The sequence below is a fragment of the Pseudarthrobacter sp. fls2-241-R2A-127 genome, from assembly GCF_030209355.1.
Taxonomy (GTDB): domain Bacteria; phylum Actinomycetota; class Actinomycetes; order Actinomycetales; family Micrococcaceae; genus Arthrobacter.
The window spans coordinates 291,110-306,401 of sequence record NZ_JARVSF010000002.1 but is presented as its reverse complement, the minus strand read 5'-3'; the positions used below and the strand labels follow the sequence as shown (position 1 = coordinate 306,401).

The following is a 15,292-nucleotide window of genomic DNA, read 5'->3' as shown; positions in this document are numbered from 1 at the left end:
CCTTCAGGCAGAATGGGGCTTCTATCAGCCACACGGAACTCTGAAACAAGCGGAACGGGGAAACGGATGAGCGAGTTTTTTGCCGCTTCGTGCGAGCACGGCATCCTGCGGCTGCGCTGGGCCCCGGACGTCCACATTACGTATGAGATTGCCGTACGGGCTGCCCGGGTCCTGGAAGGCTTCAGCGGCGGGTGGACCCTGCCTCTCCTAGTTGACCTGAACGGTGTGTCCGGGTTGACGCCCGAGGCCAGGGCGGGCATGAATGCCTACCGCGGGTTCTCTGCTGTGGCCCTCATCGGAGAGGGACCCATGGGCAAGGTCGTGGCGGCATTTTCACAGCGGTCATTGACTCCCACCGCGTATTTCACCAACGAAGGCGACGCCCTTGATTGGTTGTCCGGCCAGGGCAGCCGGGCCGCGAAGTAGCGCACAGCGGCCCGGCGTTGCCCGTCGTCCCCCTTCAGGTCCAGCCACTGCGAATGGGCACGGTCCGCGCTATTGAAAGGCCTCCAAGGTCCAAAGCCCCTACAGCCGCGTGTCGAAGGATCCGCAGAACACGTTCTCGTTGAACGTGCCCTGGAAACCGGACTTCCCCTGGATCTTTTCCACCACTGCCCGGATCGCTTCCCGGGTTCCGGCGTGCGCGTGGATGGCGGTCTTGACCATTGGCACGTCGATCAGGTGGTTGGGCTGGTTCAGCGACACGAACACGGCGGGCACCTCGGTGACGTACCAGGGGATTTCTGCTGCCATGGGCGAGGACCACTTGATGCGGATGGCGGCCTCCTGCGCGAAACCTTTCACATTGGCGAACACAAAGGCGGCGTCGTACCTATCGGCGTAGTCCCCGGTGGCCTCTTCGGAGATGACGGACATGAAGTTCACGCCCGCCTCCCCGGCGGCTTCGCGCTGCGCGGCAGTCCGGAACAGGCTGACTTCGAACCCCGCGGCTTCCAGTTCCTCCTTGACGACGCCGAGGTAGGCCAGCGGATCAGCCCGGGTGAAGTCGGCGCCGCCGGAGATGCCGTAAAGCCGGATCCGCGGGTGGGTTTCGGGGGTGATGGGCAAGTTTCCCGCTGTGTCCTTGACGAGCGTCACGGTCTTGTCCGCGATCTGCGCCGCTACGGCGCGATGTTCGGCACTGCCAATAACGGCAAGGGCTTCCGGTGGCGGCACGAGTTGGTCAAGAGGCTTGAGGTGCAGCCCCAGTGACGCCTTCAGGCCGAGGATGCGGCGCAGCGCATCGTGCAGCCGCTGCTCGGTAATGATGCCGGATTTGTACCCGTCCAGCATGTACTGGAAGTCCTCGGCCGGGTTCCGGAAGAACAGGAACATGTCGCAGCCGGCGGCGATCGTGGCCGGCACCAGGTCCCTGCGCTTCATGGCCTGCGTGAGGCCCACCATCTGCGAAGCATCCGTGAGGACCAGCCCGTTGAAGCCGAGTTCCCCGCGCAGCAGGTCCTGCAGCAGTTCAGGCGAGAGCGTGGCCGGCAGGACCTCCGCGTCGGCCAGCTCAGGGCGGAAATGCCGCGAAACCTCCGGCGCTCCAATGTGGCCCACCATGATCGACTGCACGCCGTAAGCGATCATTTCCCGGTACACATGCCCGTACGTACGGTCCCATTCCTCATAGGGAAGGGTGTTGTAGGAGGTGACCACGTGCTGGTCGCGCTCATCGATGCCATCGCCCGGGAAGTGCTTTATGGCGCAGGCCGTGGGTGATTCGCTGATGCCGTCGAAGTACTCCTTGGCCCGTTCCACCACGATCTCCGGGGTGTTGCCGAACGAGCGCGTCGAGATCACCGTGTTCCGCCAGTTGTAGTGGATGTCCACAATCGGTGCGAAGGCCCAGTTGCAGCCCAGCGCCGCCGTCTCCACCCCGGCCACCTGCCCCATTTGCCGGGCAATTTCCTTGTCCGGGTGGGAGCCGGCCTGCAGGTGCGTGGAGACGAATGTGCCGTCGTCACAGCTGCCGGCCCCGCCCATTTCCGGGTTGGAAGCAACCAGCAGCGGGATCCGCGACCTGGACTGTGCGTACCGGATGTGTTCCTGCACGGCGGCGGACGGCCCGGGGCGGTACCGCATGCCGCCCACGTGGAAGGTGTCCAGCACGCCGTCGAGGTACCCGGGCGAGTAGTCGTTGTTGTGGTTGATGAACAGCTGCCCGATCTTTTCCTCAAGCGTCATCCCGCCAAGGGTGCCCTCCACCCAGGCGATGGCGCCGGCGTCGAGGTTGAACGGCGCGGCGCCGAGGTCGACGTCGAACGGCCGCTGCCGGCTGCCCCCGGCCGTCCGGGCAGGAGGCACGACGCCGGCGATCCCCTTGAGTGCCTGAGCCACCACCTGGGCGACCGGCGCGGCAATGTCCACCACCACGCCACGCTCGTCGTCCTGGAGCGGTTCGAGGGTGGCGAGCTGGGAGTCCAGCAGCGCGGGAGGCATGAAGTGGCCGCTGCGGCCTTCCGTGCGCTCCTTCAGGACTTCCTTGCTGCCGTTCAGGTGCAGGAACACGGTGTCCGGTGCCTGGGCACGGATGGCGTCGCGGTACGTGCGGCGAAGCGCCGAGCATGCCAGCACCAGGCCGCCGTCGGCTGCTCCCGCAAGCCTGCTGCCCACCGTGGCCAGCCAGGGCCAGCGGTCCTCGTCGGTCAAGGGCGTGCCGGCGGCCATCTTGGCCACGTTCTCCACAGGGTGGAGGGAATCGCCGTCCAGGAACGGGACGCCCAGTTCGCGGGCCACGAGATCGCCGATGGTGGTCTTGCCGCAGCCGGAGACGCCCATCACGACGATGCGGATCATGTTCATCGAGTGCTTCATTACCAGTCGTGGACGGTGCCGTCGACCAGGCGGTTGTAAGGCAGGTAGGCCTGCTGGTAGGGGTAGGCGGCGGCTGCTTCCTCGTTGAATTCGACGCCGATACCTGGCTTGTCGCCGGGGTGCAGGTAGCCGTCCGTGAAGGTCATGGACTGTTCGAAGACCTCGTTGGTCTTGTCCGAGTGCTGCATGTACTCCTGGATGCCGTAGTTGTGGATGGCCAGGCCCACGTGGAGCTGTGCCGCGAAACCCACCGGGGAAATATCCGTGGGTCCGTGGAAGCCGGATTTGATCTGGTACTGCGCCGCGAAGTCCATGACCTTCTTCAGCGGTGAAATGCCGCCAAAGTGGGTGGACGCTGCCCGAACGTAGTCGATCAGCTGTTCCTTGATCAGCGTCTGGAAGTCATACACGGTGTTGAAGATTTCACCGATCGCCAGCGGCGTGGTGGTGTGCTGGCGGACCAGCCGCAGGCCCTCCTGGTTCTCCGCCGGGGTGCAGTCCTCCAGCCAGAACAGGTCGTAGGGTTCCAGCGCCTTGCCCAGCTTCGCGGCCTGGATGGGCGTCATCCGGTGGTGGCCGTCATGCAGCAGCGGGATCTCCGGGCCGAACTCATTCCGGACAGCTTCGAAGACGGTGGGCAGGTGCCGCAGGTAAGCGCGGGTGTCCCAGTCCTCTTCCTGCGGGAACGCTCCTCGGCCGGCGGGCTCGTAGTCATACCGCTCCCCCGACGCCTGCGCCTGGGCAGCCACACCGTAGACGGCTTTGATCCCCGGGATGGCGGTCTGGATCCGGATCGACTTGTAGCCGAGCTCCAGGTGCTCCCGGACCGAATCGAACAAGGACTCGATGTCCGAGCCGGACGCGTGGCCATAAGCGCGCAGCCCGTTCCGGGAGGCCCCGCCGAGCAGCTGGTAGACGGGAAGTCCGGCGACCTTGCCCTTGATATCCCACAACGCCATGTCGACGGCGGCGATGGCCGCCATGGTGACCGGGCCGCGGCGCCAGTACGCGCTCCGGTACAGGAACTGCCAGGTGTCCTCGATCCGGTGCGGGTCCTTGCCGATGAGCAGCTGCGCCACGTGCTCCTTCAGGTAGGCGGCGACGGCGAGTTCGCGGCCGTTCAAGGTGGCGTCGCCAATGCCCGTCACGCCGTCATCCGTGGTGATCCGGAGGGTCACGAAGTTTCGGGTGGGGCTGGTAACGAAGACTTCCGCAGCGATGATTTTCACGGCAGGTCCTTTCGGAGACGATCGGGTCGGAGGGGGAAGGCAAGGGTGGTCAGCCGGACGAGCCTTTGTTCTGGTTGCCATCCTAACGAGACGGCAAATTGGCGGCAACCGGTTGCCAAAATTTGCAGAGATATTCCACGAATAAGGCTGTCCCCCACCTCTATGCGGGACAGCCTTTTCGCCGGCTGGCTCATGGCACTGGCCTGGTCACAGCGGCGCTGATCGGCCGGCAACCGTGCCACACAGGCCTTCCAGCAGCGCCACCACGCCGTCGTCCCCGGCCAGGACCGGATCGATGACGGCCAGCAACGCCTTGGTCCGTTCAGTCCCCTGCAGCCGGTTGGCGGCGGCAACGTCCCCGTCCAGCGGATCCTGGAAGGACGGCGCGGCCGCACTGTAGTCCATCCAGGCCGCGATCATCAGGGCCGCCCCCGCACCCGTCCTGCCGGCCGCCCGCTCGGCCTGCAGGACCGGAACGGCGCGCATGCGCAGTTTGGTGCTGCCGTCCATGGCTATTTGGGCCAGGTTGTGGGCGATCCTGGCATTGCCAAAGCGTGCCAGCAGGGCTTCCCGGTACGCAGGGACCTGCAGGTCCACGGCGGCGGGGAGGTTGGCTTCCGCCTCATCCCAGAAAGCCTCCACAGCCTGCCGGCACACCGGGTCCGCCAGGGCTTCCGCGACCGTTGTGTGGCCCCTCAACTGGCCTGCGTAAGCCATCAGCGAGTGCGCTCCGTTGAGCAGCCACAACTTCCGGTTTTCATAGGGTTCGATGTCCTCGACAAACAAGGCACCGGCCTCTTCCCAGTGTGGACGCCCGGAAGGGAAGGCCCCGCTAAGCACCCAACTCGAGAAGGGCTCGGCCACCACAGGCGAGTCGTCCCGGTAGCCGCAGGCCTCACGGACGGCAACCAGGTCCTGCTCAGTGGTCCGCGGCGTGATGCGGTCCACCGAGGTGCTGACAAAACTGACATTGCCGTCGATCCAGGCGGCGAAACCGGGGTCCCACGCCTGCGCAAATCCTGCAACCCCTTGCCGGGCCACCGTGCCGTTATTGGACAGGTTGTCGCAAGAGACCACGGCGATCGGCCCCGAGCCCGCGTCCCGCCGGGCGGCGAGCGCCAGCACCAGCCGTCCCAAGGGCGTAACCGGCCGCCCGCCGCCTGAACCCAGCCTGGCAAGGTCCGCGGCGACGTCGGGCGCGTTGACGTCAAGCTTGCCGTCCGCACCCAACCCGTAAGCGGCCTCGGTGATGGTCAGCGTGACCAGGGCAGTCTCCGGCGCGGCCACCAGGGTGGTGAGCCTTTCAAGGTCCGCCCCATCCACAGCCTCCACGATGCTGCCGAGGACGGTGAAGGAGTCCCCCTCGTCCGCCCGTTCCACCAGGGTGTAGAGCCCGTCCTGCTCTGCCAGCGCGACGGCGGCATCCGGACGACGGCCGGTGAAGGCTGCGATACCCCAGTCCGCCGCATCCGGGGCCTGCTGGGTGTACCAGGCCTGGTGTGAGCGGTGGAAGGCCCCAAGCCCCAGGTGCACGATGCGCACCGGGGCCTTGGGGACCGGACGGAGCTGCCGGTTCAGGCGCGGAACGCCGGCCGCCGGAAGCGTGGCGGACGGCGCAGCCTCGAAAGGGGCACTCACAGCTTGAACACCCTCCGCGGCGAGGCATCCACGATGTCCACGATGAGTTCGTGAGCCCGTTCCTCGGTGACCCTGTGCTCCGCCACGAGGCGGGCCAGGAAGGATGCCTCGATCCGGCGGGCCGTGTCATGCCGGGCCGGAATGGAGCAGAAGGCGCGGGTGTCATCGATGAACCCGGAAGACCGCGAGAAGCCCGCGGTCTCCGTCACCGCGGACCGGAAGCGCAGCATGGCGTCAGGGGCGTCCAGGAACCACCACGGCGCACCGAGATACACCGAGGGGTAGAAACCGGCCAGCGGTGCCAGCTCGCGGGAGAAGACGGTCTCGTCCAGGGTGAACAGGACCAGGTGGAAGTCCTTGGCCGTGCCGAAGTCCTGCAGCAGCGGACGGACGGCCTCCGTGTAGTTCACCGCCACCGGGATGTCGTGCCCGGTATCGGCGCCGAAGACTTCGAACGTCGGGGCGTGGTGGTTTCGGAAGGAACCCGGGTGGATGGTCATGACCAGCCCGTCGTCCACCGACATCCTGGCCATCTGGTACAGCATGTGGGCTTCGAAGGCATCCCGGTCCCGCGCGCTGGCCTGGCCTGTCCTGCCGCGTTCGAAGAGCCGCTCCGCCTCGCCGTCGTCCAGTTTCAGGGTGGCAGGCGTGAACACGCCGTGGTCTGCGGAAACAGCACCGCGCTCCACGAAGTGGCGCCGGCGCGCCTCAAGCGCCTTGATGTACCCGGCATAGCCGGCGGCACCCTCCCCCGCCGAGCTGACCAGGCGCTCAACGTTGTCCTGCCACGCCGGATGGGCCATGTTCAGGTACTGGTCCGGCCGGAAAGTGGGCAGCACCCGGCCGGCGAAGGCAGGGTCCGCATGCAGCGCGGCGTGGCTGTCCAACGAGTCCAGCGGGTCATCCGTGGTGGCCAGCACCTCGATGTTGAACTCCTTGAACAGCTCCCGCGGCCGGAAACCCGGTTCGGAGAGCTTGGCCTGCAGGGCATCGTAGAGCTGGTCCGCATTCTCCGCGGATGGTTCCTCCCCCAAACCGAACACGTGGGCGAACTCCTGCCGGATCCAGTATCCGGAGGCGGTTCCCTCAAACGCGGGCCAGGCTTCGCAGAAGTGCCGCCATACCTGCCGCGAGTCAGCGGGCTGGTGGCCCAGTCCCAACTGGTCCATGGGCACGCCGCCGGCGTGGATCAGCCGGGTGACGTAGTGGTCCGGGGTGACCAGGAGGGCGGCCGGGTCCGGGAACGGTGTGTTCTGTTCGATGACCGCTGCATCGACGTGCCCGTGCGGGGAAATGATCGGCAGGCCTTCCACCTTCGCGAAGAGCGAGCGGGCAATCTCCCGGACCCCGGGATCCGCCGGCAGGAGCCGGTCCGGGTGGTCCGCTAAGGGCTGTGCCATGGCTCAGCGCCTCCCTGCGGCAACAGGGAGCCCGGCCAGGGCGGCGGTGGCGCGGAGGTATTCGAGGTTCCCGGCGGTGCGCTCGGCCAGCGGAAGTTCCGTGGAAAAGTCCTCCACTGTCACCCAGCCGTCGTATCCAAAGGCGGCGAGCGCCTTGAAGTACTGCAGGACGCTGCCCTGGCCCGAACGCAGCGGAGCCCACTCGTTCTTGTAGACCGCGGCGCCGGACTCATCAGTGTCCCCGCTGTTGACCCAGACAGCGTTCTTGACGTGAACGTGGGCCAGGTAGTCACCCAGGAGCTCGAAAGCAGGCAGATAGTCCTCCTGTCCTTCAATCAGCAGGTTGCCCAGATCATGGATGACGCCGACATGCCGGGGGTCCAGGCCGTCCAACAGCCGCAGCGCCGATGAGGCCGATGCGGTGATGGTGCGGTGGTGCAACTCCACGAGCGCTTTCACCCCGTGATGCGCGGCCCGCCCGGCAATCCACTCGAAATCGCGGCGGGCCGCGGCGAAGAGTTCGGGGTAGGGGGTGCCGCTGGCCGGTTCGTTGCCCCAGGCTGCGGTTCCCAGTGGCAGCGTGGTCACCCGCACCTGGCCGGCGCCGAGCTTGGCGGTGGCGGCGAGCATGCGGTCCACGTCCTCATGGTTGTCGCACCGCGCGTATCCGCCGATGCCGGAGAACTCCAGGCCGGCGCCGGTGGTGAGGGCGGCGATCCTGTCCAGGTGCCCTTCCATTCCGGCCAGCGGAACGGTTGCCTTGTTCCCGGCCCAGAAGCCGGGTTCGGGGGCGTCACCCTGGTCCGTGATCCGCCATTCGACGCCGTCCCAGCCCTGGCTTGCCAGGTGCTGGACGGCCTCCTCGGGGGTCCACTCGGGGGTTGATGCCGTAAATACTGAGAACTTCATGGTTTCAGGCGCTTTCTGCCGGTGTGCTGCCGGTGTGGACTTCGAGGTCGTTGTACTTGCCCGCCAGGACATCCTCGAAGAGGACGGGCTGCCCGAGGGTGGCCGAAACGTAGACCGAGCGCACCGCGGCCAGGGCATTGACGGCGTCGCTGACGGTGACTCCGGGCTGCTTCCCACCGGCGATGGCGGCAAGGATGTCGCGGTACTGCCGGACGTGGCCGGCCGGGTACACCGTGGGATCGGCTGCTTTGTAGTCTTCCTCGGGGTATTTGGCCAGTTCCTCCTCAGTCTGGTTGCCGCCACCTTGCAGCCCCATGTCCGCCGAGGCGCCGCCGGTGTCCCTGCTGTGGAAGTACTGCAGGCGGTCGTTGTCCACCACGGCCGAGCCCTCCGAGCCCATCAGCTGCACGCGCACGGTCAACCCGGGGTAGGCGGCCGTGGTGGCGTGCAGGACGGCCAGGCCGCCATTCTCGAAAGTGACGGTGGCTACCGCAGTGTCCTCCACTTCGATGCGTTCGTGGGCGAGGCGGGCCGTGTGAGCGAAGATCTCCACCGGCCGGCCCATGAACCACAGCAGCAGGTCCACGGTGTGCACGCCCTGGTTCATGAGGGCGCCGCCCCCGTCCATCGCCCACGTACCTCGCCAGTCCCCGGAGTCGTAGTAGCCCTGGCTGCGCCACCACGCCACCGAAGCAATGGCGGAGGTCAGCTTGCCGAAGCGGCCCGCGGCGATGGCGCGGGAGACGGCAACGCTGGACTGGTCGAACCGGTGCTGGCTGATGACCGAGGCCACGATGCCCTTACCCGCCGCTTCCTTCGCAGCGGCCTCGATTTCCTGGGCCCTGCTGAGGTCCACGTCGAGGGGCTTTTCAATGACCACGTGCTTGCCTGCCGCGAGCACCTCCAGGCTCTGCTGGATGTGCAGGCCGCTGGGTGTCGCCAGGGCCACGAGGTGGATGTCTTCGGCGGCGAAGGCCTCCGCCTGGGTGGTGTAGAGCGCCGGGCGCTCACCGCCTTGCTGCTCGATGAAGTCGGCTAGTGCTTCGGCGGCCGCCGGGATGGCGTCGATGAGGGCCACGATGCGGACTTCAGGGAATTCGCGGAGGGCTACGGCGTGCGTGCGGCCAATAACGCCGCACCCGGTGATGGCTGCGTTCAAGGTACTCATGCGGTCTGGACTCCTGCTTCTGCGGTGACTTTGGCGAAGGCACGTGCTGCGATTCCGAAGGCCGTGGGGCCGGAGAAACCGCCCAGGCCATGGGCGCCGGCGAGGTGCGGCTCAAGGGATGCGAAGCCTACGTACCCGTCGGCTTTGAGGGCCTCCACGGTCTTCAGGACGTCCCCGTCGCCTTCGCCGGCGGGTACCACGTGGCCGTTTTCGAAGAGGGCATCCTTGACCTGGAGGTATTCAAGGTGCGGGCGCAGCTTGGCGTATCCCTCGTCGAAGGGTTTGACCCCCACCTGGACGAAGTTCGCAGCGTCCCAGGCAACTTTCAGGGCAGGTGATCCGACGGTCTCGATGATGTCCAGGACACGGTCCGGGACGTCCCCAAAGATGTCCTTCTCGTTTTCGTGCAGGAGGATCACGCCTGCTTCCTCGGCCACGCCGGCCAGGGCCCGCATGCGCTCGATGACCTCATCCCGGATGCTTTCCACCTGGACTGACTCGCCGTAGTAGAACGAGAAGATGCGGATGTACTTCGCGTCCAGGACCTTGGCAGCCTTGACCGCACGGCGCAACCGCTCCACCTCGTGCTCCACCGGAAGGCTGACGTCCACCTTCCCGATGGGCGAGGCAATGGCCGAGACCTTCATGTCTTTCCCGGCCAGCAGGGCGGCAAGTGCCTGGAGCTGTTCGTCGCTGAGGTCAACAATGTTGGTTCCCCATGCGCTGCGGACCTCGATGTGGTTGGCGCCGAGGGCCTGCAGCACAGCGATCTGGATTGCGGGGTCGTCGTCAATTTCGTCGCCGAAGCCTGACAGCTGCCACGTGACCTGGGTGGTCGAAACCATGGTTATTTAACTCCTCCGGCGGTCAGCCCGCCTACTAGGTAACGCTGGAAAATCAGGTAGAGAATGACCACCGGTGCTGCGCACACCAGGGCTGCGGCCATCATTTGGCCGTAGTAGGGGATGGCGCCGCCTTCCTGCGAAGCACCAAAGATTTGCAGGGCGACGGCGGCGGTCTGGCTTTCCGGGCGCGTCATCACCGAGGCGAACAGGACGTCGTTCCAGCCGAGCAGGAAGGCGAAGATGCCGGAAACCACGATGCCGGGCCAGCTCAGGGGCAGCACGATGCGGAAAAGGACGCCGAGGTTGGACGCGCCGTCGATCTTGGCCGCTTCCTCCAGTTCCTTGGGGAGCCCGCGGAGGTAGGTAACCATCACCCAGGTGGAGAACGGCATGGCGAAGGTCAGGTACGTGACAAAGAGGCCCCACTGCGTTCCAATGACCTGGATGCCGAGGTAGGTGGCAGCCGAGGAAAACAGGACGAATACGGGCAGGACCATCAGCGTTCCGGGGACCGACTGCAGCGCAAGGAGGCCGCGCAGGATGCTGAGCCTTCCCCGGAAGCTGTAACGGACCAGGACGAACGCGGTGGAAACGGACAAGGCCGCAGAGACCACGGCAGTCGATCCGGCCACCAGGACACTGTTGGTCAGGCCGGTGGCCAGGCCAACGCTGGTCCAGATCTTCGAGTAGTTATCGAACGTCACCGACGACGGCCAGAACTCACCGTTGGCAACCCCGATGTCCGAGTTCACCGATGCCAGGAAAATGTAGAGCACCGGAATCAGTACCAAGGCACCCAGGAAGACAAGGATGATGACCAGCAGGGGGCCGGGCAGCAGCCGCAGGACCTCGTGCTGGCGGTGGGAGCCGGGACGCTCGACGTCCGCGGCCGGGGCACTCCGCCGACCGGCGATGGTGGCGCTCATTTCTTCGCTCCTGGGGTGTCGGCGTCGTCAAGCTTCACGGCGCGGAGGTAAACGAACAGCGGGATGGCGATGAGCACCAGGGAGATGAAAGCCATCGCAGCACTCAGGCCAAAGCGGAAGCTCTGGAAGCTGGTGACGTAGGTCAGGATGGGGAGGACTTCAACGTCCGTCGGCGCCGGGACGCCGAACAGCACGAACGGCAGGGTGAAGTTGTTGATGTGGTGCAGCATCCCGATCAGGAAAGCGAGGGCCAGCGGGCCCTTCAAGTACGGGAAGATCACGTACCGGAGCTTGTTCCACCACAGCGCCCCGTCCAGCGCGGAGGCCTCGTGCACCTCGTGGTCCACAGACTGCAGGCCGGACAACGCCAGCAAGTAGATGAACGGCCAGGAAGCCCAGATCTGGACCAGGACCAGCGTCCAGAATGTTTGCGGCCCGTTGAGCCAAAGCCCTACGTGGATTCCCACGGTGGAGAGTGCCTCGTCCACGATGCCGCCGGGCTGGAGCATGGTCCGCCAGACAGTAGCCACTACGAAGGACGGCAGGACATACGGGATGAGGAAGATGGAACGGATCACTGCGCGGCCCTTGAAGGCGTTCTGGGTTGCCACTGCTGCAGCGATGCCAAGCGGCAGGGTCACCACCATGGCAAGCAGCGAGTAGCTGACGCTGAGCCACACCGCGTGCAGGAGCGGAGAGTTCGTGACGGCTTCAACGAAGTTTTCGGCTCCGATGATTGGTGCACTGACCCATTTCCGCAGCGTGTACTGGTCCAGGTTGAGGATGGACATGTAAATGCCCAGCAGCAGCGGCACCACGATGATGATGATCATCAGGACCCCGCCGGGGATCAGCATCCAGAGCGGGCGGTTCCGCTCGCTCAGGCCTTTGCGCCGGAGTCCGTCCTTGGGACCGGGCTGCTGCCCGGCCTCGTTGGCGGTCCGGGGCGCCCGGCCTGCGGTGGAATCCACCGCAGGCCGTACTTCATGAGAGGCGTCGGTTGACATCAGAACTTATCCTTTGGAGGCCCGGTCCAGGGAAGCCTGGCCCTTGTTTTGGGCGTCTTTGATCCGGGTATCGAGAGCGGATTCGTCCACCTTGCCGGCGGCCAGGTCCGGGATCGACTGGACGGTGACGTTGAGCAGGCCCAGCTGGATGTCGCCCCAGGCGCCAGTGAACGGCGTGGCTTTGGACTTGGCGGCGGCATCGGCCACCGGCTTGAGCTTGGCGTCGGTCAGGGTGGCGAGGGCTTCTGCGTTTGCCGGCAGGTCGCCGAAGGTCTTCTGGTAGTTGAGCTGTTCGTCCTTGGAGGTGATCAGCTTGATGTAGGCGAAGGCCAGGTCCTTCTGCTTGGAGTAGTCGGCCACCACCAGGTTGTCGCCGGAGAGGATGCTGGCGGCGTCGCCGTCGGACTTGGACTGGGTCTGGCCCGGAGCGATCGTGGGCATCAGGGCGTACTCGTACTTGCCGGCGACTGCGGACTTGTCCAGGGTGGGAATGGAGCTGGACGTGGTCATCATCAGGTAGCCTGCCTTGCCGCTGGCGAAGGCGGCCACGGCGTTGCTGTTGCTCCAGCCTATGGATGCGGGGTCAACCACTTTGTCGTTGGTGAGCCAGCCGAAGTACGTTTCATAGGCCTTCTTGACCGTGGGGTCATCCATCTTCAGCTTGTTGCCGTCCACCAGCGGGTTGCCGGCCTGGACGGACATGGCCCAAATGAACTTCCAGGGATCGAAGCTGTCCTTGTATCCCGTGGCGATGCCGTAGGTGCCGTCCTTGGTCATCTTCTTCGCCTGGGCGGCCAGGTCATCCCAGCTGGTGGCAGGCTTGTCGATGCCCGCGGCGGCCAGGAGGTCCTTGTTGTACGCCATGACGAAGGGCCGGCTGACAAACGGGATGCCGGCCAGGTGGTCCTTGTCCGGTCCGGAGATGCCCAGGGTTGCCGGGTTGAAGCGGTCTTTGCCCCCCACCTTGTTCCAGTCGTCGTCCGAGAGGGTCACGAAGGCCTTGGTGGCAAAGGCCGTCGGGGTGAACGTGGTTCCGAGGCTGTAGACGTCGGGGCCCTGCCCTGAGACCACGGACGTTTGGATCCGCGTGAGTTCATCGTTCGCCGAGGCGAAGGTCTCGAACTTCACGTCGGCGCCGGTCTCGGCCTTGAACTTTGCGGCAATATCGGACTGCCACTGCTTCTGCTGCTCCGGGTACTGGCTGGAGACGTTCACGAGGACGCTCAGCGTCTTGCCCGTGCCGTCCACTTTGCCGTCCGAGCTGGTTGAGCCGCCGCCGTTGCCGGAGCTCGATCCACACCCGGTCAAGGCGAGCGCTGCAGCCGTGACAATCGCCGCAAGCCCAGTAGTCGATTTAAACCTCATTGTTTTTTCTCCTCTAGGACACCCGCATGGCCACATCCGTCTTGTGGCGGAAATCACTGCAGGCGACTCGAGAGCCAGTCTAGGAAACTGGAAAGCTTGCGGCAAGCGGTTGCCAAAAATTGCCACAAGTGGTCTTATTGGATCACCCAACTCGGGGAAACGCCGGCGGAATACAGCCGGCAGACTCCCCAAGCCAGCGATGAAAGGTCGGGCAACTATGGCTAATCCATCGGTGGAAACCGTTCCACAAGGCGCCGGAGACGCGAACAGCCGGCGGGACCGCCCGCCCACCATCCGTGATGTTGCCGAGCTTGCCGGCGTGGCCACATCCACTGTGTCCAGGGCCCTCTCCCGCCCGGACCGCGTGAATCCGCGGACACGGGTCCGGATTGAAGAAGCCGCGGCGGAATTGAACTACATTCCCAGCTCGCAGGCGCGCGGCCTCAGCTCCGGGCGGACGAACGCCGTGGCCGTGCTGGTGCCCGACATCACCAACCCGTTCTACTTCGACATCATCCGCGGCACCCAGCACCAGCTCAAGGCCGCCGGCGTCACGCAACTCCTGGTGGATACCGAGGAATCCAGCGAGATGGAGCTGGATGCGCTGCACAAGATGCGCAAGTCCGCTGATGGCTTCATCCTGGCCGCGTCCCGGCTCACCGATGCCCAGCTGACCGAGGTCTCGCAGACACAGCCCCTGGTCACGTTCAACCGCGCGTCCACCAGCGCGCCGACCGTGATGATCGATACGCCGTCTGCCATTATCCAGGCGCTGGAGCACCTGGCATCACTCGGCCATCACAAGGTTTGCTATGTCGCGGGACCTCCCACGTCCTGGTCAAACCAGATGCGCTGGAAGGTTTTCGAAGAGGACGCCACGAAGCGTGGGATGGAAGTCCACCGGATTGGGCCCTACGCGCCGAAGACGACGTCCGGGGCGGCCGCGGCGGATGCTGCCGTTCGCACCGGGGCCACCGCCTGCATCGTGTTTAATGACCTGCTCGCCATCGGCATGCTCCAGCGTCTGCAGGCACGCGGGATCCGGGTGCCTGCAGACATGAGCATCATCGGCTCGGACGATATCTTCGGCGCTGACTTCTGCAACCCGCCACTGACAACCATCTCCAGCCCCATCGAGCAGGCGGGCAGGGTGGCAGTGTCCATGCTCCTGGCCCAGCTCAATCCGCTGCCGGGAAGCACCACCCGGAAACTCGCCGTCATGCCCACCCACCTGACGGTCCGCGAATCGACGGGCCCGGCACCCGCCTGAGTCAGCCCACCGTGAACGGCAGGAGCAGCAGGGACTGCCCTCGCGGACAGCTGGTACCACCTGCTCTGCGACGAGGGCTGAGGGGACCTAGGCCCGTGCGGAAATCCAATCACCCAGCGCGGCGGCAGTTTCCGCGGTGAGCGCGTGCCCGCCGGGGTCCCTGCGGGCGTGGGTGTCAGCCCCGGAGTCCCCCAGGAGGTAGTCCCAGGTGCGGCCCAGCAGGTCAGCCGGGATGACCGTGTCGCTTTCACCGTGGGCCAGGAACACCGGCGCGCCGGCAAGGCGGCCGGCGGTGGTTGGTACGCCTGCCTCGAACGGCAGGGTTCCGTAGAGGATGGCCGTGCCGGCAAAACGTGCAGGATCAGCCAGCAGCAAACCTCCGGCGAACGCCGCCCCGCCACTGAAGCCGACCAGGCTCACCGGTCGCCCTGCCGGGGCAAGCGGGTCAAGCCAGCCCCGGAACCATGCCATGGTTTGCTCCAAAGATTCGGCGACGGGCCGCCCGATCCCACGGTTTGCGAACCAGGCGTACCCGCCGCCTGCCGGGATCGGCGCGCGGACCGCAGCGTAGGAGGGGCCGGCAGGAAGGTGGTTGGCCAGTCCGATGATTCCTGATTCATTGGATCCGCGCCCGTGCAGCAGCACGACAAGCGGCTGGTCGGGTTCGTCGGTGCCTTGCCAGGCGACGGTGGGTTCAGCGAACGGTGCGTGCATATCG

General features: G+C 65.8%; 13 protein-coding genes. 2 read left to right on the top strand and 11 right to left on the bottom strand.

Annotated features, from left to right (window positions below; genetic code table 11):
• Positions 1-66 precede the first annotated feature (66 nt).
• On the top strand, positions 67-426 hold the full coding sequence (locus tag QRN53_RS01490) for a DUF7793 family protein (protein WP_285242250.1): 360 nt from the start codon (positions 67-69) through the stop codon (positions 424-426).
• Positions 427-525: 99 nt separating this feature from the next.
• Here the strand turns inward: QRN53_RS01490 and QRN53_RS01485 are convergent, their stop codons facing one another.
• From QRN53_RS01485 to QRN53_RS01440, 10 genes are all read right to left on the bottom strand, one after another.
• Complete coding sequence (locus QRN53_RS01485) at positions 526-2,805, bottom strand: gluconokinase, GntK/IdnK-type (RefSeq protein ID WP_285242249.1); 2,280 nt, start codon at positions 2,803-2,805, stop codon at positions 526-528.
• An 11-nt stretch (positions 2,806-2,816) separates the two neighbouring features.
• Complete coding sequence (manD, locus tag QRN53_RS01480; RefSeq protein ID WP_285242248.1) at positions 2,817-4,046, bottom strand: D-mannonate dehydratase ManD; 1,230 nt, start codon at positions 4,044-4,046, stop codon at positions 2,817-2,819.
• Between the two features lie 207 nt (positions 4,047-4,253).
• Positions 4,254-5,684, bottom strand: a complete 1,431-nt coding sequence (locus QRN53_RS01475) for a mannitol dehydrogenase family protein (protein WP_285242247.1) — start codon at positions 5,682-5,684, stop codon at positions 4,254-4,256.
• A complete protein-coding gene (uxaC, locus tag QRN53_RS01470; RefSeq protein WP_285242246.1) occupies positions 5,681-7,084 on the bottom strand; it encodes a glucuronate isomerase in 1,404 nt (467 codons plus the stop codon). The genes QRN53_RS01475 and uxaC overlap by 4 nt, the downstream gene beginning before the upstream one ends.
• A 3-nt stretch (positions 7,085-7,087) precedes the next feature.
• Positions 7,088-7,993: a sugar phosphate isomerase/epimerase family protein gene (locus QRN53_RS01465; RefSeq protein ID WP_285242245.1), complete on the bottom strand. Its 906-nt coding sequence runs from the start codon at positions 7,991-7,993 to the stop codon at positions 7,088-7,090.
• Between the two features lie 4 nt (positions 7,994-7,997).
• A complete protein-coding gene (locus QRN53_RS01460) occupies positions 7,998-9,161 on the bottom strand; it encodes a Gfo/Idh/MocA family protein (protein ID WP_285242244.1) in 1,164 nt (387 codons plus the stop codon).
• Complete coding sequence (locus QRN53_RS01455; protein WP_285242243.1) at positions 9,158-10,006, bottom strand: sugar phosphate isomerase/epimerase family protein; 849 nt, start codon at positions 10,004-10,006, stop codon at positions 9,158-9,160. Before QRN53_RS01455 ends, QRN53_RS01460 begins: the two co-directional genes overlap by 4 nt.
• Positions 10,007-10,008: 2 nt before the next feature.
• Positions 10,009-10,932, bottom strand: coding sequence for a carbohydrate ABC transporter permease (locus QRN53_RS01450; RefSeq protein WP_285242242.1), 924 nt, complete (start codon positions 10,930-10,932; stop codon positions 10,009-10,011).
• Positions 10,929-11,939, bottom strand: a complete 1,011-nt coding sequence (locus QRN53_RS01445; protein WP_285242241.1) for a carbohydrate ABC transporter permease — start codon at positions 11,937-11,939, stop codon at positions 10,929-10,931. The genes QRN53_RS01450 and QRN53_RS01445 overlap by 4 nt, the downstream gene beginning before the upstream one ends.
• Positions 11,940-11,945: 6 nt before the next feature.
• Positions 11,946-13,304, bottom strand: a complete 1,359-nt coding sequence (locus tag QRN53_RS01440; RefSeq protein WP_285242240.1) for an ABC transporter substrate-binding protein — start codon at positions 13,302-13,304, stop codon at positions 11,946-11,948.
• Between the two features lie 217 nt (positions 13,305-13,521).
• On the opposite strand from QRN53_RS01440, the gene QRN53_RS01435 reads away from it, so the two are divergent.
• Positions 13,522-14,574, top strand: a complete 1,053-nt coding sequence (locus tag QRN53_RS01435) for a LacI family DNA-binding transcriptional regulator (protein ID WP_285242239.1) — start codon at positions 13,522-13,524, stop codon at positions 14,572-14,574.
• Positions 14,575-14,661: 87 nt separating this feature from the next.
• Here the strand turns inward: QRN53_RS01435 and QRN53_RS01430 are convergent, their stop codons facing one another.
• Positions 14,662-15,288 (bottom strand): alpha/beta hydrolase, encoded by a 627-nt coding sequence (locus tag QRN53_RS01430; RefSeq protein ID WP_285242238.1) that lies wholly within the window; start codon positions 15,286-15,288, stop codon positions 14,662-14,664.
• Between the last annotated feature and the right edge of the window lie 4 nt (positions 15,289-15,292).